Annotated in this window: 19 protein-coding genes and 1 pseudogene; 14 read left to right on the forward strand and 6 right to left on the reverse strand. The window is 67.7% G+C overall.

The window, feature by feature from the left end; genetic code table 11:
• Positions 1–9: 9 nt before the first annotated feature.
• The 3 genes from AC1DEL_RS17940 to AC1DEL_RS17950 are packed head-to-tail and all read right to left on the reverse strand — an operon-like array spanning position 10 to position 2,754.
• Positions 10–1,068, reverse strand: a complete 1,059-nt coding sequence (locus AC1DEL_RS17940; protein WP_477108189.1) for a cyclase family protein — start codon at positions 1,066–1,068, stop codon at positions 10–12.
• A 14-nt stretch (positions 1,069–1,082) separates the two neighbouring features.
• Positions 1,083–1,379: a YciI family protein gene (locus AC1DEL_RS17945; RefSeq protein WP_092299562.1), complete on the reverse strand. Its 297-nt coding sequence runs from the start codon at positions 1,377–1,379 to the stop codon at positions 1,083–1,085.
• 34 nt (positions 1,380–1,413) lie between these two features.
• Positions 1,414–2,754 carry a short-chain fatty acid transporter gene (locus AC1DEL_RS17950; RefSeq protein ID WP_477126082.1) on the reverse strand — a complete coding sequence of 447 codons (1,341 nt, stop codon included), beginning with the start codon at positions 2,752–2,754 and terminating at the stop codon, positions 1,414–1,416.
• A gap of 374 nt (positions 2,755–3,128) precedes the next feature.
• Between AC1DEL_RS17950 and AC1DEL_RS17955 the strand changes: the two genes are divergently transcribed.
• From AC1DEL_RS17955 to AC1DEL_RS17980, 6 genes are all read left to right on the forward strand, one after another.
• Positions 3,129–3,941 carry a thioesterase family protein gene (locus tag AC1DEL_RS17955; protein WP_177219996.1) on the forward strand — a complete coding sequence of 271 codons (813 nt, stop codon included), beginning with the start codon at positions 3,129–3,131 and terminating at the stop codon, positions 3,939–3,941.
• Between the two features lie 165 nt (positions 3,942–4,106).
• Positions 4,107–5,570 (forward strand): MFS transporter, encoded by a 1,464-nt coding sequence (locus AC1DEL_RS17960; protein WP_092299553.1) that lies wholly within the window; start codon positions 4,107–4,109, stop codon positions 5,568–5,570.
• Positions 5,567–7,090, forward strand: a complete 1,524-nt coding sequence (locus tag AC1DEL_RS17965) for an FGGY family carbohydrate kinase (protein WP_441593492.1) — start codon at positions 5,567–5,569, stop codon at positions 7,088–7,090. Before AC1DEL_RS17960 ends, AC1DEL_RS17965 begins: the two co-directional genes overlap by 4 nt.
• Positions 7,091–7,108: 18 nt before the next feature.
• Positions 7,109–8,788: a glycerol-3-phosphate dehydrogenase/oxidase gene (locus AC1DEL_RS17970; protein ID WP_441593493.1), complete on the forward strand. Its 1,680-nt coding sequence runs from the start codon at positions 7,109–7,111 to the stop codon at positions 8,786–8,788.
• Positions 8,785–10,335 (forward strand): FAD-binding oxidoreductase, encoded by a 1,551-nt coding sequence (locus AC1DEL_RS17975; protein WP_477126083.1) that lies wholly within the window; start codon positions 8,785–8,787, stop codon positions 10,333–10,335. The genes AC1DEL_RS17970 and AC1DEL_RS17975 overlap by 4 nt, the downstream gene beginning before the upstream one ends.
• 4 nt (positions 10,336–10,339) lie before the next feature.
• Positions 10,340–10,924, forward strand: coding sequence for a glycerol-3-phosphate responsive antiterminator (locus AC1DEL_RS17980; RefSeq protein ID WP_477159141.1), 585 nt, complete (start codon positions 10,340–10,342; stop codon positions 10,922–10,924).
• 3 nt (positions 10,925–10,927) lie between these two features.
• On the opposite strand, the gene AC1DEL_RS17985 is transcribed toward AC1DEL_RS17980, so the two are convergent.
• Entirely contained in the window at positions 10,928–12,220 is a 1,293-nt protein-coding gene (locus AC1DEL_RS17985) for a phospholipase D-like domain-containing protein (protein ID WP_477105874.1), read from the reverse strand.
• Positions 12,221–12,427: 207 nt separating this feature from the next.
• Here AC1DEL_RS17985 and AC1DEL_RS17990 point away from each other — a divergent pair, with 207 nt between their 5' ends.
• The 3 genes from AC1DEL_RS17990 to AC1DEL_RS18000 all read left to right on the forward strand — a co-directional run bounded on the left by AC1DEL_RS17990 (position 12,428) and on the right by AC1DEL_RS18000 (position 16,381).
• Positions 12,428–12,961, forward strand: coding sequence for an RNA polymerase sigma factor (locus tag AC1DEL_RS17990; RefSeq protein ID WP_255370944.1), 534 nt, complete (start codon positions 12,428–12,430; stop codon positions 12,959–12,961).
• Between the two features lie 17 nt (positions 12,962–12,978).
• Complete coding sequence (locus AC1DEL_RS17995) at positions 12,979–13,809, forward strand: FecR family protein (protein WP_477126084.1); 831 nt, start codon at positions 12,979–12,981, stop codon at positions 13,807–13,809.
• Positions 13,810–13,924: 115 nt separating this feature from the next.
• Complete coding sequence (locus AC1DEL_RS18000; RefSeq protein ID WP_477126085.1) at positions 13,925–16,381, forward strand: TonB-dependent siderophore receptor; 2,457 nt, start codon at positions 13,925–13,927, stop codon at positions 16,379–16,381.
• Here AC1DEL_RS18000 and AC1DEL_RS18005 read toward each other — a convergent pair.
• Positions 16,369–17,577: an MFS transporter gene (locus AC1DEL_RS18005; RefSeq protein WP_477126086.1), complete on the reverse strand. Its 1,209-nt coding sequence runs from the start codon at positions 17,575–17,577 to the stop codon at positions 16,369–16,371. The genes AC1DEL_RS18000 and AC1DEL_RS18005 overlap by 13 nt on opposite strands.
• A 111-nt stretch (positions 17,578–17,688) precedes the next feature.
• On the opposite strand from AC1DEL_RS18005, the gene AC1DEL_RS18010 reads away from it, so the two are divergent.
• Positions 17,689–18,141, forward strand: coding sequence for a winged helix-turn-helix transcriptional regulator (locus tag AC1DEL_RS18010; protein WP_477126087.1), 453 nt, complete (start codon positions 17,689–17,691; stop codon positions 18,139–18,141).
• On the opposite strand, the gene AC1DEL_RS18015 is transcribed toward AC1DEL_RS18010, so the two are convergent.
• Positions 18,138–18,884 (reverse strand): FadR/GntR family transcriptional regulator, encoded by a 747-nt coding sequence (locus AC1DEL_RS18015; RefSeq protein ID WP_177219994.1) that lies wholly within the window; start codon positions 18,882–18,884, stop codon positions 18,138–18,140. The genes AC1DEL_RS18010 and AC1DEL_RS18015 overlap by 4 nt on opposite strands.
• 71 nt (positions 18,885–18,955) lie before the next feature.
• On the opposite strand from AC1DEL_RS18015, the gene AC1DEL_RS18020 reads away from it, so the two are divergent.
• The 4 genes and pseudogenes from AC1DEL_RS18020 to AC1DEL_RS18035 form a co-directional block, all read left to right on the forward strand.
• Positions 18,956–19,966: a Bug family tripartite tricarboxylate transporter substrate binding protein gene (locus AC1DEL_RS18020; RefSeq protein ID WP_177219993.1), complete on the forward strand. Its 1,011-nt coding sequence runs from the start codon at positions 18,956–18,958 to the stop codon at positions 19,964–19,966.
• A gap of 10 nt (positions 19,967–19,976) precedes the next feature.
• Positions 19,977–21,545 carry an AMP-binding protein gene (locus AC1DEL_RS18025; protein ID WP_477126088.1) on the forward strand — a complete coding sequence of 523 codons (1,569 nt, stop codon included), beginning with the start codon at positions 19,977–19,979 and terminating at the stop codon, positions 21,543–21,545.
• A gap of 33 nt (positions 21,546–21,578) precedes the next feature.
• Positions 21,579–22,757 (forward strand): thiolase family protein, encoded by a 1,179-nt coding sequence (locus tag AC1DEL_RS18030; protein ID WP_477126089.1) that lies wholly within the window; start codon positions 21,579–21,581, stop codon positions 22,755–22,757.
• A gap of 207 nt (positions 22,758–22,964) precedes the next feature.
• A pseudogene (locus AC1DEL_RS18035) lies at positions 22,965–23,109 on the forward strand (UDP-glucose 6-dehydrogenase); the annotation flags it as partial.

The following is a 23,109-nucleotide window of genomic DNA, read 5'->3' on the forward strand; positions in this document are numbered from 1 at the left end:
AGAGAGGAATCAGGTAGTGGCAACGGGCGTCACGGGCGACCCCATCGCGCCGGGCAGCCGCAGCGGCGGCGCCGACAGGAAGAACCGATGGCGACCCTCGGCGCGCAGCCAGGCGGCCAGGTCGCGCAGGTACCAGAGTTCGCCGAGCGGCAGGCCGAGCTTGAACAGGCAGTGATGATGCAGCGGCAGCATCGGCACGGGGCCCTGCTCCGCCGGCACGGGCCGGGCCGGATAGCGCTCGACGGCGTAATTGTCTGCCGCGATCGCGGCAATGCCGGAATCGGTGATCCACTGCAGCAGCTTGTCGTCGCGCCCGTCCAGCGCGCAGCAGCTCTGATGCAACAGTTCGGCATCGGGCTCGCCAGCCATCTCGACCAGCATCTCGGCGAATCCGGTGCGAAGCACGAGGATGTCGCCACTGCCAACCTCGATGCCATCGGCGTCGATCACGCGCATCAGGTCGTCGTAGCCGACCGTCCGGCATTCGCGGCCGTAGTGTTCGGCCAGATCGACCAGCACGCCGCGCGCCTGAATGCCGTGCGCCGCGAGGGTCTCGATGCCGAGCGCGTCGGCATGGCTGTGGTCGTGCCCGCAGGGATGGGCCGCGAAGTGGTCGGCTTCAGCATAGTCAACCGGACCGACGATATCGGCATTCGGCCGGAAACCGTTGTAGTAGACGCGTTCGGCCACCCCATCGCCATCGGCATCGAACAGCGCGCCCACGTGGGCCAGTGAATCCCACTGCGTGGAGTACTGCATGGATAGCAGCACCTGGTCGTCGCTGAGCACGTCCAGCGCGCGCGGATCGACCTTGGCCAGCGGGAAGTTCACGTAGGCCACGTCGTCACGGAAAGTGGGACGCAGCACGGGCGGATGCCGGCGCGGGTTCAGCACATTCCCGCCGGGGAGGTCCAGCGGCAGGGACAGGCAGAACGTCCGGCCGCTTTGAATCTCCTGCGCGGCGGCACGCACGCGCGCCGCCGTGATCAGGTTCAGGCGGCCGAGCTGGTCGTCCTCACCGAAGTCGCCCCAGTTGGCGCCATCGGGCCGTTGCTTCCATCGCTTCATACCTACGCCTTCGTTCAGATATGACGGACGCCGTCCAGATAGGCCTTGCGCCACCGCACGATCTTTACCTCGGCGAACAGCGCGGCCTTGTGGAACGGATCGGCTTCGATAAAGGCCTGCGCAGCCTCGCGCGTCTCCACGTCGACGATATACAGGCCACCACCGCCATCGCTGCCGTCATCGTTGAGCTTGGCGCCGCAGGCCAGCAGCAGCGCCTTGTTGGCTTCCAGATACTCCAGGTGCACGGGCCGGTTGGCCTGCCGCACATGCTGGTGATTCGGCTTGTCGAACGTCTCGATCAGGAACGGCATGCGATTCTCTCCGCGTTGGTTGTCAGTACATCGGTCAGTGCGTCAGCATGCCCCAGGCCAGCAGCGCCACGATATAGATGGCACCGACCCAGAACATCATGATCACGGTATAGCCCATCACGTCCTTGAGCTTGAGCTTCGACAGCGCCAGCGCCGGCAGGATCCAGAACGGCTGCACGAGGTCGTTCCAGGCGTTGCCCAGCATCACCGACATCGAGGTCTGCGCCACCGAGCTGCCGATGGCCTTCGCCGCGTCGATCATGAATGGCCCCTGAATCACCCAGTGGCCACCACCCGACGGCGCGAAGAAGTTGATCACGAACGAACTCACCAGGCCCCAGAACGGCAGCGTCTGCGGCGTGGCGATATCCACGAACACGCGCGAAATGGTATCCACCAGCCCCGAGCCCGCCATGATCGCCATGATGCCGGCATAGAACGGATATTGCAGGATGATGCCTGAAATCGTCTTGATGCCCTCGTTCAGCTTGGCGACGTAGTTGGCCGGCGTGCCCAGCAGCAGCACCCCGATGAACAGGATCAGGAAGTTGATCAGGTTCAGGTCCAGCGTGCCGCCCTGCGTGAAGTACAGCACCGCGTAGGCCATGCCGCACAGGCCGATGACCAGGCTCAGCAGGCGGCTGTTGTTCATGCGCGCGGCCAGCGTGTTCTCGATGCCCATGCTGTGGCCACCGGCGGCGCCGGCGCGGCCCTCCTCCGCATCGTCCTTGATCTCGACCACATCCTTGGCATCGCGCGGATGCAGCATCGCGTTGAGCAGCGGCAGCGTGATGATCACGGCCAGGCTCGTGAGCAGCATCGGCAGGGAGAAGATCGTGTCCTTGAGCGCCACAACGCCCATGAGCTTTTCCATGGGATGGCCCGGCGTGGAGATCAGCACGGGAATGCTGGCGGACAAGCCCAGGCCGTACATCGTGAAGCCGCTATAGGCCGACGCGATGATCAGCGGGTAGTGCACCCCCTTCACCTTGAGCGCCAGCTTGCGGGCGATGATGCCACCGATCACGAGGCCGAAGCCCCAGTTCAGGTAGCTACCGATACCGCCGACCAGCGTCGCCACGATGATGGCCCCGCGCGGCGTATGCGCGCGCGCGACGATGCTGTTCAGGAAACGATCGACCAGCGGCGCGGTGGCCAGCACATAGCCCATGGCCAGGATCACGGCCATCTGCGTGGTGAACGAGAGCAGGTTCCAGAACCCCTTGCCCCAGTTCAGGATGATCGTGTTGGCGGCCTGTCCCTCGACCAGCATCGCCATCACCATGGAGAGCAGCGTCAGGCCAATCGCAAACACGAAGGGGTCCGGCAAATACCGGCGCATCAGTTCTGTAAAGAACCCGGCAACCTTGTTCAAGGCAAGTCTCCTGAAATCCGAAATGACCACATATCGAACTTGCGTTCTATATGCGAACGTCTAGTTAGCTTGGATCGGAGGGTAAGACTTTGTCTTTGGCAATGTCAACGCAATAAAATGCTCGATTACCCGCCCCCAACACAACAATTCGATATTGCACCGCAGCAGATCCGCACGCCAATTCACAGGTCGTTGCGCCCTGTGCGCAGGGGCTTCGCATATTGCAATGCACCAATGGTCTTTCACGGCTGAAAGGTTCATGGCCGGTATCCGCACAGAACGGTGGCGCCAGCAGACAAGCCATCTCGTGGTGTATCGTTGGCGGCCATAGCGCCCCGGCGTCCGGGAGCGCAGCCCGCATCACGGAGACCGTCTTGGCTACTGCTTCTGCGCCGATTCCCCACAGCATTTTTGAAGTCTCGGGCGATGCCGTCGTCCCTACCGAACTGTCGCGCGGCCCCTGGCATCCCGGCGCCCAGCACGGCGGCGCACCGGGCGGGTTGCTGGCCTCGATGGCGGACCGCGCCATGGCGCAGGAGCCGGGTTGGTCGATGGTTCGCCTCACGCTCGAATTCGTGCGGCCGGTTCCCGTGGCACCCTTGCGCGCGGTGGTCGAACCGCAACCGGGCGGGTCGGTGCGGCGCGTGCGGCTGGCGCTGTCGCACGAGGGCGTACCGGTCGTCTACGGCACGGCGGTCTATATCCGCGAGCGTGCGCTCGACCTCCAGTCGTCCCCCCAGTCTCCGTCCCTCCCCCCGCCCGATGCGTGCCACACCCCCATCCTCATCCCGGGCATGCAGCCGCAGACCTCGTTCCACTACACCGCCATGGAGAGCCGCGTGGCGACCGGCACGGTCACGGCCCCCGGCCCTGCCGCCGTATGGTTCCGCCTGGCGGTGCCGCTGGTGGCCGACTGGCCAGTCACGCCAGCAGCCCGCGCGGTAGCTGCAGCGGACTTCGGCAATGGCATCAGCTGGGCCGTGCCGCTGGATCGCTTCGCGTTCGCGAATGCCGACCTGACGATGTACCTGCACCGGCTGCCACGCGGGGAATGGGTCGCGGCCGACTCGACGACCACGGTGCAGGAGAGCGGCATCGGCCTGACCCGCACGACGCTGCATGACGAGCACGGCGTCATCGGTGTCGCGCAGCAGGGACTGATCTTCAAGCCGCGCGACGCGCGCTAGTCGCGCCCGGCTCCGCCCCACCCTATCGGGTTTTCCCCGTTGACATGACCTGCCCGGCGACATACATTGGCCGGGCAGATCTAGATAAGAGACCATCTGTAAGATGGTCTCTTAGCGCGTGCAGTTTGCTGCGGCCTCTTACAGAACCAAAAAAAGGAGACCGCCGTGCAAACCTCTGCCATCAAGCTTCGTGGCATCGATGATGTCATCGCCTTCATAGATTCCTGTCCTGGCATACGTGGCCGCGCCGGCGTGGTGTGGTGGCTTGCCCTCGGCGGACTCTTCCTTGACGCTTTCTCCAATTCCGCACTGAGCGCCGGCCTTGGGCCGATGACGCGCAATTTGCAGCTCGCCCCGGCGCAGGTGGCGCTGCTGACCTCGTTCGCCTCATGGGTCGCCATCGTCTTCAACCCGTTGGGCGGCTGGATGGCCGACCGCTGGGGCCGCGTGCGCCCGCTGATCCTGGCCAAGGTGCTGGCCGTGGTGGGCGCGCTGCTGGTGGTGTTCGCGCCCGGCTTCGATGTAATCCTGGTCGGCCGGTTCTTCGTCGGCGCGGCGTACGGCATCGACTTCGCCATCGCCATGGCCGTGCTGGCCGAATTCACGCCGGTCAAGCTCAAGAGCCGCCTCAATACCTGGCAAGGCATGTGGTACACGGCGGTCTGCTCCAACCTGCTGCTGGCGCTGCTGTTCCATTCCTGGAATGTGGGCGATACGATCTGGCGCTATTCGGTGGCCGCCACCGCCATCTTCGGCGTCCTCATCCTGGTGCTGCAACTGCTCTTCCTGGTCGAAAGCCCGATCTGGCTGGCCCGCAAGGAACGGCTGGACGCCGCCGCGCGCGCCATGACCCGCATCTATGGCCGCGCCTTCATGGCCGCCGCGCCGTCCGAGCGCATTCCCGTGACCAACCAGGCCCGTCGCGGCCTGGCCAACGTGCTGCTGATCTTCCGTGGCGTCTACCTGCCTCGCACCATCCTCGCCTCCACGGTGCAGATCGGCCAGTCGATCCAGTACTTTGCGATTGGCTGGTACCTGCCGCTGATCAGCGCCGCGCTGTTCGGCAAGGACTTCGTCTACGCCACCATCGGCGCGCTCGTGTTCAATGTCTGCGGCATCTTCGGCGGCTTCCTGTCGCCGCTGATCGGCCGCAAGCTCGGCCTGCGCCGTGCCTCGGCGTTCGGCTTCGCCGCCGTCTTCGTGATGCTGCTGGTGCTCGGCCTGTTCAACGGCAAGATGCCGATGTGGGTCGCCGTGGTCGTGCCGTCGCTGTTCATCCTGTTCCACTCGGGCGGCCCCGGCGCGAACGGCAAGAGCCTGTCCTCGCTGTCTTTCCGCAGCGAACTGCGCGCGGGCGCCAACGGCATCATCGGCGCGCTCGGCTCCATCGGCGCCGCGCTGGGCCTGCTGGTGTTCCCCCTGTTCCGCGCCCAGTACGGGCTGGAAACCACCTTCCTGATCCTCTCCGTGGTGCCCCTCATCGCCAGCATCATCTGCTTCACGATCCGCTGGGACCCCACGCGTACCACCATCAACCCCGACAACGAAGCCGATGCCCCGCAGTTCGCACGCGATGCGCGCGAGGGGGCCGGCTTCCTGCAACCCGTGATCGAGAAATCGCAGTCATGACCCAGAACAGGAACGTCATCCTCGCCATCGACGAGGGCACGTCCGGCACCCGCGCCGCCGTGGTGGCCGCCGATGGCCACGTCTCATGCCTGGAATACACCACGCTGCAAGTGGATTCGCCGCGCCCCGGCGTGGTCGAGCAGGACGCCAATGTCCTGCTGGAGAAGACGCTGGCGGTGTGCCGGGCCACGCTGGCGCAGGCTGCGCGCGATCACCTCAACGTGGTGGCGCTCGCCATCGCCACGCAGCGCGCCACGGCCGTGCTGTGGGACACGCAGACCGGCCGCGCGCTGGTGCCGGCCATGGTCTGGCAGGACACGCGCTACGCCCCGGACCTGCACGAACTGGCGGCCACGTGGGACCCGCGCCTGCGTCCTGTCGTCGGCCGGCCTGCCGGCGTGCGTTCGCCCTACCTCTGGGCGGCGCGGCACCTGCGCGAGACGCCTGCCGTGGCCGAGGCATGGGCCGCGCGCCGGCTGGCCTTCGGCACGGTGGATAGCTGGCTGCTCTGGCACCTCTCCACCGAGCGCGCCTGCGTGACCACGCCGACGAACGCCACCTCGTGCAGCGCCTACATGCTCGGCGAGCACCGCTACCTCACGGACTGGACCGATGCGCTCGGCTTCCCCCGCGAGCTGCTGCCCGAACTGCGGCAGGACGCCGATGACTTCGGCCGCACGCGCGCCGACCTGATCGGTATCGACGTGCCCATCCTCGCCTGTGCCGGCGACCAGCTTGCCGGCGCCATCGGGCTGGGCTGCCTCGATGCGGGGCAGTCGATGTGCCTGCACGGCACCGGCAGCTTCGTGGACCTGATGGTCGGCCCCGCCCTGCCGGCGCGCAGCGGCGAATCGGACAGCACGCTGACGATGACCGCGCGCCGCCATCGGGGCGTCTCCCACTACTCGGTGGAGACCTTCGTGGCCACCACCGGCTCCGCGCTGAATTGGGTCTGCAACAAGCTGCACTGGTTCGAAGACGCCCGGCAGATCAGCGCGCTGGCGGCCACGGTGCCCTCGTCGGGCGGCGTCACGTTCATCCCAGCCCTGACCGGCCTGCGCGTGCCGCAGATGCAGCCCGAGGCCCGCGCCGCACTGAACGGCGTGTCGATGGCCACCACGCAGGCCGAGATCGCCCACGCCATCCTCGCCGGAATCGCCCATTCCGTGGCGTCCTGCATCGAGGCCAACCGCGACATCGCCGGCGTGCCCGTCTCCAGCCTCGTGGTGGGCGGCGGCCTCTCCGGCAGCGACGCGCTGCTCCAGATGCAGGCCGACCTCACCGGCCTGCCGATCCATCGCATGCAGGAGACGGACCGCGCCAGCCTGCGCGGCATCGCCTTCCTGGCCGGCGCGTCGGGCCTGCTGTGGGACTCCCTGCAGCAAGCCCGCACCACCACCGCGCCGGACGCCGTGTTCACCCCGGCCATCGGCGATGACGAGCGCGCCGCGCGGCGCGCGCTCTGGCACGCCCGCGTGGCGTCCGAACTCAATCACGTGGACGCGTTTGCGTCGCATTAATCAGGAGAAGCGATCAACATGATGGGTCTGCCATCCCGAAGCGCGAGCCGCGAACGCGCCGCCATGACCAGCACCGAGCCGCTGCGGCTCGACCGCAGGTCGCAACTGGACCGTCTGGGCAGCGAGGCGTTCGACATCCTCATCGTCGGCGGCGGGGTCACCGGCGCCTATGCGGCGCTGGACGCCAGCCTGCGCGGCTACCGCGTGGCGCTGGTCGAGAAGAACGATTTCGCCTCGGGCACCTCGTCCAAGTCGTCGAAGATGGTGCACGGCGGGCTGCGCTACATCGAGCAGGGCAACCTGAGCCTGGTGCGCCATTCGCTGCTCGAGCGCCAGCGCCTGCGCCGCAACGCGCGCCACCTCGTGCAGCGCCTGCCGTTCCTGTTCCCCGTGATGGAGCGCGACGGCGTGTTCGACAAGCGGCTCGCCAAAGCCTTCGAAAGCCTGCTGTGGACGTACGACCTGGCCGGCGGCTGGCGCGAGGGCATCCTGCACCAGAAGCTGAGCAAGGCCGAGGTCCTGTCGCACTGCCCCACCTTCAACCCCGAGCACCTGACCGGCGGCTTCCTGTATTTCGATGCGCGCGTCGATGATGCGCGACTGACGCTGAACATCGCGCGCACCGCCGCCTTCCATGGCGCGGCCGTGGCTAACCACGCGCAGGTCATGGAGATCACGCGCGACGGCCACGGCAAGGTCGACGGCGCCATCGTTCACGCCGGTGAGCAGGAAATCCGCGTGCGTGCGGGCGTGGTCATCATGGCCACCGGCGTCTGGCTGCGCGACTGGACCGGCCGCAAGCGCGGCGAACAGAAGACGCTGCACATCCGCCCCGCCAAGGGCGTGCACGTGGCCATTCCCTGGCTCAAGATCCGCAACGACTGCACGGTGACGATTCCCGTACCGGGGCGCAGCCGCCGCGCCACCATCACGCGCTGGGGCAACGTGTCCTACCTCGGGACCACCGACGAGGACTACGAAGGCGACCTCGACAACGTGATGTGCACCCGCCAGGAACTCGACTTCCTGCTCGAAGGCGCGCGTTCGGCGCTGAAGACAGACCTTCAGCCCGAGGACGTGGTGGGCAGCATCGCCGGATGCCGGCCGCTGGTGGCGCCACCGGGCGGCAAGACGCTTGAAATCAAGCGCAACCACGAGATCCATATCGCCGATGACGGGCTGGTGACCATCGTCGGCGGCAAGCTGACCACCTCGCGCCATATGGCCGAGCAGACCATCGACGCCGCGCAGCGCGTCATCGGCAAGCGCGGCAAGTGCCGCACCAAGAGCGCCTACCTGCTCGGCGCCGCCGGCTACGACGCGCAGGCCATCGTGGCGTCGGGCGGGATGTCGGCACACCTGGGCGAACGGTACGGCACGGAGGCGCGCTTCGTCAGCGACATCCTCCAGGCCGATGCCACGCTCGCGCGGCCCATTGTCAATGGCCTGCCCCACACCGAAGCGGAAGTCGTCTACGCGGTGCGCCACGAGCTGGCCGGCACCGTGGATGACGTGCTGTCGCGCCGCATGCGTGCCCGCCTGATGGCGCGCGATGCCTCCGCCCACGCCGCGCCGCGCGTGGGCCAGATCCTCCAGGCCGAACTCGGGTTGTCCGAGTCGGCCGTCGCCCGGCAGGTCAGCGACTACCTGGCCGCCGTGGCTCTCGAAAAATCCGTCCTCATGGGAGAAGCAGCATGATCAGCAAGGAAGCCATCAAGCGCGGTTACAACCGTGGCAACTACGTCGTGGGCGCGCATACGCCGCCGGGCTACGCAGCCACCATCACCGAGACCCCGGACGCCCCCGGCCTGCAGCGCGACGCCCTGCCGCTCAGCGACGCCACGCTGGCCGCGCTGCGCCTGGTGGCCGATGCCGTCCTGACCAGCACCGGCGATGTGGTGACGTGGACGCGCGACTGGTGGGCGGGCTCGATGATGACCGAGACCGGCGGAAAGCCCGCCACGCCGCGCGGCGTGATCGTGCGCGTGTCCACCGTCGAGCAGGTGCAGGCCGTGATGCGCATCGCCCACGCCAGCGCCGTGCCGGTCACGGTGTCCGCCGGTCGCAGCAACGTGACCGGCGCCGCACTGCCGGTACGCGGCGGCATCGTGCTCGACGTCTGCGAGCTGAACAAGCTGCTCGGCTTCGACAAGAACAGCCAGATCGTGGAAGTCGAGGCCGGCATGTTCGGCGACATCTTCGAGCAGACCATCCAGCAGGAATACGGCATGACGATGGGCCACTGGCCGTCGTCGTACGCCATCAGCACCGTGGGCGGCTGGGTGGCCTGCCGCGGCGCGGGGCAGCTCTCCACCCGCTACGGCAAGATCGAGGACATGGTCTTCGGCATGGACGTGGTGCTGGCCGACGGCCGCCTCATCACCGTGGGCGGCTACTCGCGCGCGGCGCTGGGGCCGGACCTGCAGCAACTCTTTATCGGTTCGGAAGGCACGCTGGGCGTGATCGTGCGCGTGCGGCTGAAGCTGCACCGCCTGCCCGACTACGGCCGAGCCATCGCCTATGGCTTCAAGACCTTCGCCATCGGCCTGGAGGCGTGCCGCGAGATCATGCAGCGCGGCGCCAACCCGGCGGCGCTGCGGCTCTATGACGCCCTGGAGAGCGGCGTGCAGTTCGGCCTGCCCGACACCAACGTACTGCTGGTGGCCGACGAAGGCGCCCAGGATATGGTCGATGCCGTGATGGCGATCAGCGAGCGGGTCTGCGTGGAATTGGGCGACAAGCTCGATGACAAGGCCATCTTCGAACGCTGGCTCGATACGCGCTACCTGACCGGCAAGAGCGCCGAAGGCTTCAAGCGCAGCCCCGGCTTCGTGGCCGATACGCTCGAGATGTCCGGGCCGTGGGCCGACCTGCCCGCGATCTACGACGACGTGGTGGCCGCCATCAACGCGGTGCCGGGCACGCTGGCCGGCTCCGCGCACCAGTCGCACGCCTACGTGGACGGCGCCTGCCTGTACTTCTCGCTGCGGGGCGAGGTTGCGGTGGAAGACCGCCAGACGTGGTATCGCGCCGCCTGGGATGCCGCCAACGCGGTGCTGATCCAATACAATGCGGCCCTCAGCCACCATCACGGCATCGGGCTGCTGCGCGCGCCGTATATGGCACCGTCGCTGGACACCGCGTTCCCGGTGCTGGTGGCGGTCAAGCAGGCGCTGGATCCGCAGAACATCCTCAACCCCGGGAAGCTCGGCCTGAGCGACGTGCTTTCCCACGAAGCGAAGTAACCCCATGGACAGGYCCCTCGGCGCCCGCCTGACGCGCCACCCGGTCATCGCCACGCTCTACGGCGCGGAGCAGGTCGATGCGTTTGTCGACAGCGAGGCCGAAGTCTCGATCGTGGCCAACGTGGAGCTGCGCAAGCTGCAGCCCGTGATTGCCACGCTGACCCGCGCCGGCAAGTACGTCATCGTCAACATCGATAGCTGCGAAGGGCTGTCGCAGGACAAGGGTGGCGTGGATTACCTGGCGGACATCGGGGTGACCAGTCTGGTGTCCACGCGCGTGGCCACCATCCAGCGCGCCAACCGCGCCGGCATGGTGACGATGCAGAAGGTCTTCGTGACCGACCGCTCGACGTGGCCACGCAGCGTGAAGGCACTGGAGCAGAGCGACCCCAACCTGGTGCAGCTGATGCCGGCGCCAATGCTGTCCCACCTGCCCGAGGCGGACCGCAAGGCGCTGCCGCCCATCGTCACGTCTGGCTTTGTCTGCAACGAGGCCGATATCCGCAGCGCGCTCGCGCATGGCGCGGTGGCGGTCTCGACCAGCGACCGCAAGCTCTGGAATCTGGAAGGGAAAAAGCTGAAGTCCTAGGTCCTACAGCTGCGAGGCCAGCAGCGAACTCAACCCATCGGCCAGCTTTTCGCGCCACGGCCGGTTGGACCATGCTTCCAGCGATACCGGCCGGGACAGGGCCAGGTCGTCCTCGAATATCCGCGTCTGTTCCGCCGCGAAGTCCCGATCGAGGATATTGAGCGTGGCCTCGTCGTTCAGGCGGAAGGAGCGATTGTCGAAGTTGGTCGAGCCGACCGACACCAGGAAGCCGTCCACGATCATCACCTTGCAGTGGTACATCGTGGGCGCGTACTCGGCGATCAGCGCGCCGGCCGCCAGCGGCTCGCCCCATTGGGCCCGCGACGCCGAGCGAGAGGTTTCCGAGTCGATATGCTCGCCCGGCACGATGATGCGAACCTTGACGCCCCGCTTGAGCGCGGCCAACAGCGCCTTCCGCGTCAGGTCGTCTGGCACGAAGTACGCCGCCGACAAGTCGATGGTGCGCGTGGCGGCGGTGATGGCGAGCAGGTACATCAGCGCCATGTTCTCGCTCCCGCCGGTGGGGGAGCTGCTGAACATCTGCGCCATGCCCTTGCCCACGTCCGGCAGCGCCGGGAAATACCCCGGGCCGTGGGGCACTTCGCCGCTTACCTTGATCCAGTTGTCGAGAAAGACCGACTGCATCTGGGCCACCACCGGGCCTTCGACCTGGAAGTGCGTGTCGCGCCAGTGCTGGGGATCCTGGGCGTGGCCGGTCCATTCCGGCGCAATGCCCACGCCGCCGGTGAAACCGATCCTGCCATCGACGATCAGGAGCTTCCTGTGCGTCCGGTTGTTGAGCTTGCCGAGCGTGTACCAGTGAACCGGGTGATAGCGCTGCAACGCCACACCGGCTTTCGACATGATGTCCAGCACGGCGGCGTCCACCTTCTGGCTGCCCACCCAATCCAGCAGGACGTGCACCTTCACGCCCGCCTGCGCCCGCTCGGCCAGCGCCTGCGCGAAGGCCCGGCCAATGTCGCCGGACCAGTAGATATATGACTCGAAGGTAATCGTCCGCTGCGCCGCGCGAATGGCGCCCAGCATCGCGGGGAAGATCTCGTCGCCATTCCTCAGCACGCGGTAGGCGTTGCCGCCGACCACTGGCGGACCGAGCAGGACGCTCAGTTCCCGGGAAAACTGCGGGTCCTCGGTCGCATAGAGCCGTTCCAGCCGATGCTCAATGCGCTTCTCCGCGCCGAACAGGTTGTAGGCCACCAAGCCGAAGAGCGCGGTAAGGATGACGGCAAGCAGCACATACCACGTGGTCCGGGCCCTTCCATGAGCGTGGCGCATCGGCTGGCTTCCTCTTATCGGTGAGACGGCGCTTTTCGAACATGAAGTGTGGACGAGTTTTGGGCGATTGCAGCCCCCGGATGTGTGGCCGATCGCCAACGGCCCCTCCTTGCAAATGCGAATCACTATCATTTATACTCCGCCGCTTCGCCTGATTCGTCTTTTGCCGTCATCCTGGCCGTGCTGCGCGACCCCGCCCATCCCCCGTTGTTTGCTGCATTGCTGCGCCATTACGACGAATTGGTCGATCACGTCCGCCGCCGCTTTGGCGACCGCCACTTTGCCCGCGACGTGCTCCAGGACGTCTGCGTCCAGTTGCTCGAACGGCCGCCCGCCGGCGAGGTGGCCCAGCCGCTCGCCTTCCTCCGGCACGTCTCCACCCATCGCGCGATTGACCGTTACCGCGCCGAATCCACCCGCCAGACCCATGCCGATGCCTGGCAGGCCGACGCCGCCGGCATCGCCGTATCGAGCCCGGACGTCGCCGAGGCCATCGCCCACCGTCAGGCCGTAGACCGGCTCGAGCAGTGCATTGCCGCCCTGCCGCCACGCTGCCAGGAGGTGTTTATCCTGCATCGGCTCCATGAGCTGCCGCAGCAGGACGTGGCGCTACGATTGGGCATCTCGCGGGGCATGGTGGCGCGCCATATGGCCCGGGCCATGGCACTATTGGCGCCCGAACTGCAAGCCCTGGGCGCCCCGCCGCGCCCGGAAACTGCCGCGCCGGCCCCGTCATCGTGAGGACCCCTCCCCTGCCCATGCCCAATTCCCGCACGCCGCCGGGCGACCCGCTGTCTCCCTACCAGCAGGCGCTGCGCGAGCGATTTCCGTCCGTGGAAGCCATCACGGCCGCCGCCACTGCGCGCCGCCGCAGGCAACACCGTGTACGCGCCGGAGCCGCCGCCGCGCTGGTGGTGCTGGCCGCCGGCACGTGGCTGGCCGATCCCGCCTATCGCACCGAGTCCCTGAGCGCCGAGGCCGGGCCGCGCACCGTTCAACTGGCCGATGGCAGCCGCGTCACGCTGGACCAACACACCCGCCTGACCGTGCAGTGGCGCCTGCGCACCCGCGCACTGGCGCTGGATGCGGGCGAAGCGGTGTTCACCGTGGCCCATGGCCCGCGTGCGTTCCTCGTCACGGCGGGCCAGACCCGGGTGCGCGACATCGGCACGGTGTTCGACGTCCAGCGGCTGCCGCAGCGCACGCGCGTGGTGGTGCTGGAAGGCGCGGTGGAAGTCGAGGCCGGTGGCCAGGTGCGGCAGCTGCGCGCCAGCCAGCGCGTGGACGTAGCACCGGACGGCCAGCCCGGCGACACCGTGACCGTGGACGCCGAGCGCGCCCTGGCCTGGCAGCGCGGCAAGTTCTCGTTCGATGGGGCGACGCTGGCCGACGCCATCGCCGAGATGCAGCCGCACTCGCGGCACGCCCTCGTCATCGACGATCCACGCGTGGCCCAACTGCGGCTGTCCGGCGAATTCGACCGCGACCAGGTGGCGGCCATCCTGCAGTTGCTGCCGGGCATCCTGCCGGTAACGGTGCGCCAGGCGGCCGACGGCACCGTGCATCTGGGCGCGCGGCAACGGTCCTGATGACTAACTGAGCCTCATCTGAAATTTTTTTTCGCGTGGAGGTGTACAAACACGCGGCGGCGCACGGCAACTCCATGAACAGGCCGAATGGATCGGCCCGCCATCAGGAGCTTTCGTGATTTTCACCGTTCGACGCCGGCCTGCCGCCCGCGCCTCCCGCCTTGCCGTGCGGCCGTTTGCGGCGCTGGTTCCCCTGCTCGCGGCGATGCTCGCCGCCGGCGCGATTGCACAGGGCGTGGCCCGCCCCATCGACATTCCCGCCCAGCCGCTGGCCCAGTCGCTGGCCGCGCTGGCGCGTCAGTCCGACACCCAAATCCTGTTTGCCACGACCCTGGCCGATGGCCTGCGCGCCCCGGCCGTGCGCGGCACGCTGACCGTGGAAGACGCCCTCGCCCGCATGCTCGCCGGCTCCGGCCTCCATGTGGTCAGCAACGGGCCGCGCACCTTTACCGTGGTCCAGGCGCCCGCCGACGCCAGCGCCGGCGCCGCCACGTTGCCGCTGATCACGGTGCGGGCCGATGTCGCGGACCTCTCGGCCAATGCCGATGGCGTGGTGCCCCGGCGCGCAAGCGGCGCCAAGACTGGCACGCCGCTGATCGACGTACCGCAGACCATCAACGTGGTCACGCGCGAGCAGATGGACGAGCAAGGCGTGCAGAGCGTGATGCAGGCGCTCCAGTACACGCCGGGCGTGGTCAACCAGTATGGCGATACCGACCTGCGGTACGACTGGCTGGCCGTGCGCGGGTTCGTGCCGTTGCGCTACCTGGACGGCCTGCGCCTGCCCTACGGCGCGCGCGGCTATTCGCAGCCCCGCATCGACCCCTACACGCTGGAGAGCATCGAGGTGCTCAAAGGGCCCGCGTCGGTCCTCTACGGGCAAAGCTCCCCGGGCGGGCTGCTGAACATGGTCAGCAAGCTGCCGCAGGCGCAGACCTCGCGCGAGGTGGTCTTGCAGGCCGGCAGCCACGACCGCCTGCAGGGCGCGTTCGACCTGACCGGCCCGATCGATGAAGACGGCAAGCTGCTGTATCGCGTGGTGGGGCTGGCCCGCGACACCAACACCGAAATCGACTATATCGACGAGCGCCGCGTGCTGGTGGCGCCCAGCCTGACGTGGCGGCCCAGCACGGACACCTCGCTGACGCTGATGGCGCAGTACCAGAAGATTCGCTCGGACGGCGGCGGCGCGCCGCCTGCCCTGCCCGCCGCCGGCACGCTGCTGCCCAACCCGAACGGCAGCATCCCCACCAACCGCTTTATCGGCGAGCCCGCCTACGACAAGTTCGAGAGCGAGCAGATGATGTTCGGCTACAAGTTCGCGCATCGCGCCAACGAGACGTGGCAGTTCCGCCAGAGCGCGCGCTACAGCTATATCGATACCGATACGCAGCGCGTGCAGGGGCTGTCCATGAATCCGGACCTGCGCACGGAAAACCGCTACGGCTGGGCGTTCCCGGAGCGCAGCGGCGTGTTCTCGATCGACAATCAGGCGGAGGCGAGCTTCCGCACCGGGCCCGTCCAGCACACCCTGCTGCTGGGGGTGGACTACCAGTACGAGGACGCGCGCTACGAGGAATCGCAACTCGTAGCGGTGCGCGCGCTCGACGTGTTCAACCCGGTGTACGGCGCCCCCATCACCCGGCCGCCGCTGGGCACGCGCGTGGACCAGACCCGCCAGCAGGTGGGCGGCTATGTGCAGGACAGCCTCGCCATCGACCGCTGGACCTTTCTGCTGAGCGGCCGCTACGACTGGGCCGGCAGCAACACCGACACCCTGACCGCCCAGACCGGCAACACGCTGAACACGCGCCAGAGCGACAATGCCTTCACGGGCCGCACCGGCGTGGTCTACCAGTTCGACAGCGGCTTCGCGCCCTACGCCAGCTTTGCCACGTCGTTCCAGCCGCAGGCGGGCACGGGGCGCACCGGCACGCCGTTCGAGCCGACGCGCGGGCGCCAGACCGAGGTGGGCGTGAAATTCCAGCCCAAGGGGGCGAATGCCTTCGTTACGCTGTCCGCCTTCGACCTGCGCCAGACCAACGTGCTGACACCCGATCCGCTGAACACCAACTTCAATACGCAGAGTGGCGAGGCCCGCGTGCGCGGCATCGAACTCGAAGGCAAGGCCAGCCTGACACGCGGGCTGGACGTCGTAGCGTCCTATGCCTACTCCGACACCGAGGTCACCAAGGCCAACGCCAATGCACGCGGCGTGACCACGCTGGGCAACGCGCTGCCCTTCGTGCCGGAGCACCAGGCGTCCCTGTGGATGTACTACACGTTCCACGACACCCTGTTCCAGGGTCTGGGGCTGGGCGCCGGCGTGCGCTATATCGGCCGGTCGTACGGCGATGCGGCCAATGTGTATCGCGTGCCGGCCGCCACGCTGTTCGACGCCGCGTTGAGCTATGACCTCGGCAAGTCGTTCCTGCAACTGCGCGGCGTGCGCGTGGCGATCAACGCGACGAACTTGTTCGATCGTCGCTACATCAGCACATGCATTTCCGCCACGGGCTGCTACTTCGGCAGCCGCCGCACGGTGCTGGGAACCGTGAGCTACAAGTTCTGAGGCGTGCCGCCGCGCCGGTGCTGCTGCCCGCCGGCAGGACACCGCCGCGGCCGCGTGCAGGCCCAGAACCCCAGCGCCGCGAGGCTGACCAGCGCGCCCAGCGTGCAAACCCCGCCCCAGCCCGCCAGCGCGTAAGCCACCGAGGTACCGAAAGCGCCCAGCGCGCTGCCCACCGCGTAGAACAGCATGTAGACGCCCACCAGCCGGCCCTGGGCGTCCGGCTGGGTATTGAGGATCAGGCTCTGGTTGGTCACGTGCAGCGCCTGTCCGCCAAGGTCGAGCAGCAGGATGCCGGGCACCAGCGCCCACAGCGAATGCGTCATGCCGGCCAGCGGCAGCCACGCCGCGATCAGGCACAGGAGCGCCAGCAGCGTGGTGCGCTCACCCAACCCGCGATCCACCTGCCGTCCCGCCCCGGCGCCCGCCAGCGCGCCAAGCGCCCCCACCAGCCCGAACGCACCGATAGCCGTATGCGAGAACGCATAGGGCGGCGCGCTCAGCGGCAGCACCAGCGCGCTCCAGAAGATGTTGAACGCCGCGAACATCAACAACGCCAGCATGCCGCGCACCTGCAGGACCCGGTTATGGCGCAGTAGCCCGAACATCGATCCAAGCAGCGCCGGATAGCCGATGCGCTTGGCGGCGGCCGGCAGGCTGGGCAGCCGCGCCCAGAGCCCCACCGCGAGCAACAGCATGGCGCCGGCCGAGCCGAAGTACACCGCGCGCCATCCGGCCAGGTCGCTGACCGCGCCGGCCACCACGCGGGCCAGCAGCAGGCCGAGGAAGACGCCGCTCTGGGCCGCCCCGACCACGCGGCCACGTTCGTCCGGCGGCGCGGCGGCTGCGGCGTAGGCGATCAGTCCCTGCGTCATGGCAGTGCCGAGCATGCCGGTCAGGCACATCGCGCCGAACAGGCCAACCGTGGAGGACGACAAACCCACCGCCGCCAGCGCAACCACCAGACCCAGCGCCTGCGCCAGCATCAGGCGGCGCCGCGCGAAGACATCGCCCAATGGCACCAGCAGCAACAGGGCCAAGGCACTGCCGACCTGCGTGGCGGTGACCACGCCACCAATGGCAAACGCCGGAATGCCGAAGTCGCGCGCCAGCGCGTCCAGCAGCGGCTGGGCGTAGTAGACATTGGCCACGCTCAGGCCGCTGGCGCAGGCAAACAGCAGCATCAGGCTCCGACGCATACGCAATCCCCTCCCATGACTGGGTCCAACTGGTTGCAAATTAAAACCAGTTGAAGGCTAGCGGAAGTGGTTTTAAAATGCAACCACTTAAGGCGATCGAAGGACGATGAGATGCGCGATGACAATCCGGCCGAAGCCGAAGCCTGTCCGGTGGCAAGAAGCGTCAATGTGATTGGCGACCGCTGGTCGCTGCTGATCGTGCGCGATGCCTTCGACGGCATGCGCCGCTTCAGCGATTTCCAGCGCAACCTGGGCATGGCGCGCAATGTGCTGGCCGACCGGCTGCGCCGGTTGGTGGAGGCCGGCATCCTCGACCTCCAACCCGCCTCCGACGGCAGCGCCTATCAGGAATACGTGCTCACGCTCCGGGGCGAGGAACTCTTCCCTGTGGTGGTGGCGCTGCGGCAATGGGCCGAGAGCCATCTGTTCGCGCAGGGGGAGCCGCACTCGGATCTGGTGGAGCGGACATCGGGCAAGCCGATTCCGCGCATGCTGCCGCTCGCCCACGATGGCAGCGCGCTGACGCCCCAAGATGCCGAAGTACGGAAGCTGGCCGGCCGCTAGTCGTGCGGGAAATACCCCTCCAGGAACCGTTCGAGCGATCGCAACATCTCCTGTTCGGCCGCCTCGGCATCGCCCCGCGCGAAATGCGCCATGAATCGGCGCCGCGACGCGAAGATTTCCTCGCTCTCGTACGTGCCGATCCGCAGGATGAACTCCACCAGTAGCGAAATCAGGCCGTCCATGAAGACGACCAGGATTGGGTTGCCGGCGATGCGCGCCAGCATCTTGTGGAACTCGTGGTTCAGCGTGAACCGCTTCTCGAATTCGCCGGCGGCCATTGCTGCCTCGGCGGCGTCGATATTGCGATAGAGCCGGGCCACGTCGTCTTCGGTCGCCAGCCGGCAGGCTTCGCGCACGATGGCCGGCTCGATCGAGATATGGGCCTGGATCAGCTGGCGCGGCGTAATGCCGCCGAGCCGGTAGAGATCCATCAAGCCCTCGATCACCACCGAGCCATCGGCGCGGGTAATGAAGATCCCGCCATGCGCACCCTTCTTGGTCTCGACAAGCCCGGACTGCTCGAGCGAACGCACGGCCTCCCGAAGGGTATTGCGCGACACCCCGAGTTCCGCCGCGAGCTGCCGCTCCGCCGGCAGGCGCGTGCCCGGCTTCAGCCGTCCCCCGGCGATTTCCTTGCGGATCTGGTTCGCGATTTCATCCGCCGCGCGCCGGACCGCAATCGGCCGAAATGACGTCTGCGCCTCATCGTCAGGATTTACCCGAGGATCATGTTTTGTAATCATCGTTTGCCGATAGAATGGTTCAACCATTAAGCCATTATGGCACGCCAATGATAAGGCCAACGGAGACGACGATGACGAAAACGCACCTGCCTACGAAAACCCCCTCCCCGCGCCGCGCTTTGCTGGCGGCCACGGGCGCCCTGCTGGCGGCGACGCTGCTCACCGGCACCGCGCACGCCCAGCGGGACGCCGCGTATCCGACGCAGCCGGTCAAGCTGGTGGTGGTCTACCAGGCGGGCGGTGCGAACGACATCGTGGCCCGCGTCCTGGCGGACCGCATGACCCGCGCGCTCGGCCAGTCGGTGATGGTGGTGAACAAGCCGGGCGCCTCGGGGGCCATCGGCGCGCAGTTCGTGGCGGGCAGCCCGCCAGACGGCTACACCGTGCTGATGGGCGGCGCGCCGCTCGTGGTCGCCCGCGCGCTATATAAGAATCCTCCCGTGGACTTCGAGAAGAGCTTTTCCCCGGTCGGCAAGGCGGTCAACCTCAATCTGGTGCTGGTCGCCCGCAAGTCCTATCCGGCCGACACCTTCAAGCAGGCCATGGACCTGGAGAAGAAGCAGCCGGGCAGCTCCACCATGGCCGTCACGGCCGGCGTCTTCGAGCTGTACTACGCGCGCCTCAACCGGCTCGCCAACACCCGCATCGTCAAGGTGCCCTACAACGGCGTGCCCGCCGCGATGAACGACATCCAGGGCGACCGCGTGGACATGCTGATCGACACCGTGGCCGCGCAGAAGCCGTTTATCGCCAGCGGCGCCACCAAGCCGCTCGCGGTGTTCGGCCCGAAGCGGCTGCCCTCGCTTCCCGATGTACCCACGCTGGCGGAACTCGGCCTCAAGGGCTTCGATGACCAGTCCTACGTCGGCATGCTGGTGCCGAAGGGCACGCCCGACGGCGTGGTGCGCAAGCTCAACGGCGCGCTGAACACCGCGCTGGCCGACCCGGACGTCAAGACGCGCCTGGAGAAGCTGGACTTCGGCGTGGAAGGCAGCACCCCGGAGGCGTTCTTCAAGGAGATGAAGTCCGATTCCGACCGCTTCGCCGAGCTTGCCGACGCGACCCACATTGAAAAGCAGTAAGGAGTTGAACATGCGGGACACAGGACCACTCTACGGGCACGCCACCATCGCCGCGCTGTACCGTTCGGCATTCAAGGCGTTTGCGGACCGCGAGGCGCTGGTCGGGCAGGACATCCGCCTGACCTACGGCGAACTCGAGGCCCGCAGCCACCAGATCGCGCGATATTTCCTGTCGATCGGCCTGCGCCGTCAGGATGGCATCGCCATGCTGGCCGGCAATCGGGTCGATGCGATGGCCGCCATCATCGCCGCGCAGTTGCTTGGCTTGCGCTACACGGCGCTGCACCCGCTCGGCTCCGCCGACGATCAGGCTTTCGTGTTGCGCGATGCCGGCATCCGGGCGCTGGTGATCGACACGCCCCGGCACGGCGAGCGCGGCGCCGCGCTGGCCAGCCTCGGCATCGTCGAGCATGTGCTGACGCTGGGCCCGGCGGCGTTTGGCGTCGATCTGGCGGCGGCCTCCGCCGGCATGGACGCCAGCGACATCCCGCTCGACGTCCAGCCCGACGATATCTTCAAGATTGCCTACACCGGCGGCACCACGGGCAAGTCCAAGGGCGTGGTCCAGCCTCACCGGACCGCCGTCACGATGATCCTGCAGCAGCTTGCCTGCTGGGAGTGGCCCGACGACGCGCGATTCCTGGCCACGACGCCCATTTCCCACGCCGCGGGCGCCCTGATCCTGCCCACCTTCCTGCGGGGCGGCACGGTGGTTTTTCTGGACAAATACGATCCGCTGGCCTTCCTCGAAGCCGTCGCCCGCCACCGCATCACCTGTACCTTCCTGGTGCCGAGCCAGATCTACGGCCTGCTCGATTTCCAGGGGCTGGCGGACCACGACCTGTCCAGCCTGCACCGCATCTGGTACGGCGCCGCGCCCATCGCGCCGGCCCGGCTGGCCGAGGCGATCGGGCGGATCGGCCGGATTTTCGGCCAGATCTACGGCCAGGCCGAGGCGCCGATGACGGTCACCTACCTGCGCGCGGACGAGCACGACCCCGCCCGCCCCCATCTGATGGGCTCCTGCGGGCGCCCCATCCCGGGCAACGACGTGCGCCTGCTGGACACACAACTGCAGGAAGTGCCGCCCGGCGAGATCGGCGAACTGTGCGTACGGGGGCCGCTGGTGATGTCGGGTTACCTGAACCGGCCCGAGGAAACCGCCAAGACGCTCGCGGGGGACTGGCTCCATACCGGCGACATGGCGCGCCGCGACGCGGCCGGCTACCTGTATCTGGTCGACCGGGCCAAGGACATGATCATCTCGGGCGGCTTCAACGTCTATTCGAGCGAGGTCGAGAACTGCCTGGCCGCGCACCCGGCCGTCGCCATGTCGGCGGTGATTGGCGTGCCGCACGCCAAGTGGGGCGAAGCCGTGACCGCGCTGGTCGTGCTCAAGCCGGACGCGTCCGTCACCGAGCAGGCCCTGATCGACTACGTCACCGAGCGCAAGGGCGTGGTGTGCGCGCCGAAGTCGGTCTCGTTCGAGACCGAGCTTCCGCACACCTCGCTCGGCAAGCTCGACAAGAAGACCCTGCGGGCCCGCTACTGGAGCGGGCAGGACCGTCAGGTCAGTTAATCGACGCAGACAACAGACCCTCTGGAGACCCGCATGCAGCAAGCTTTCATCATCGACGCCATCCGCACGCCCATGGGCCGCGCCAAACCCGGCGCCGCCTTTGCCGATGTCCATCCCGCCGAACTGCTGGCGCAACTCCTGAAAGGGCTGGTCGAACGCAACCGGCTGGACCCGGGCATGGTGGACGACGTCATCACCGGCTGCGTCAGCCAGGTGGGCGAGCAGTCCGCCACGCCCGGCCGCGTGGCCTGGCTGGCCGCCGGCTTCCCGGAGCACGTGCCGGCGACCACCATCGACCGCAAGTGCGGCTCCAGCCAGCAGGCCATCCATTTCGCCGCGCAGGGGATCATGGCCGGCGCCTACGACATCGTGATCGCCTGCGGCGTGGAGTCGATGAGCCGCGTGCCGATGGGCACGGCGCGCATGGGGCAAGACCCCTATGGCCCCTCGTTCGCCAAGCGCTACGCGCCCGGGCTGGTGTCGCAAGGCGTGGCGGCCGAGCTGATGGCCAGCCGGGGGGCGCTCTCGCGCGAGGCACTCGACACGTATTCGGCGGAATCCCACCGCCGCGCCCAGCTCGCCCGGGAACAGGGCGCGTTCCGGCGCGAGATTTTTCCGATCGTCACCTCGCGCGGCGTGGTGGAAGTCGACGAGACCATCCGGCCGGACACCTCGCCCGCCAGCCTCGGCACCTTGAAGCCGGCCTTCCGCACCGACGAACTGGCCGCGCGCTTCCCCGAAGTCGGTTGGCACATCACGGCCGGCAATTCCTCGCAGATGACGGACGGTGCCTCGGCGCTGCTGCTGATGAGCGAGCGCATGGCATCCCGGCTCGGCTGCAACGCGCGCGCCCGCTTCGCCGGCTTCGACGTCTGTGGCGATAGCCCGATGCTGATGCTGACCGCCCCCATCCCCGCCAGCCAGCGCGTCCTCAAGAAGAGCGGCCTGACGATGGCAGACATGTCTCATTGCGAAGTCAATGAGGCGTTTGCGCCCGTGCCGATGATCTGGCAGCGTGAACTCGGCGCCGACCCCGCCCTGCTCAACCCGCGCGGCGGCGCGATCTCCCTCGGGCACCCGCTGGGCGCCTCCGGCGCGCGCATCATGACCACCATGCTGCATGCGCTGGAAGACAACAAGGGCCGCTACGGCCTCCAGGCGATCTGCGAAGCCGGCGGCATGGCCAACGCCACCATCATCGAACGGCTCTGAGTGCCAATCAACGGCCGCCCGGCCGGCATGCGCGCGCCCCCGGCGCCGCATGCTTAATCTGCGCTTAAGGTTCCCCGCCTAAGCTGCACCCCTGCCCGCCACCCGGCGTGGCCTGACGCATTCCCCTGTTTACCGCCTTACCTCCATGCCTGGCGCGCGTGCGGACCGCGGTCGTCCCGCAAGCCGCTTCCCCAGAAATCGTCCCCTATGAAAGTCACAATTATCGGTAGCGGCTATGTCGGCCTGGTCACCGGCGCCTGCCTGGCGGAACTCGGCAATTCGGTGTTCTGTCTCGATGTGGACGAACGCAAGATCGCCATGCTCAACGCGGGCGGCGTGCCGATCTATGAGC

It is taken from the genome of Cupriavidus sp. 10L43_2 (assembly GCF_056395265.1).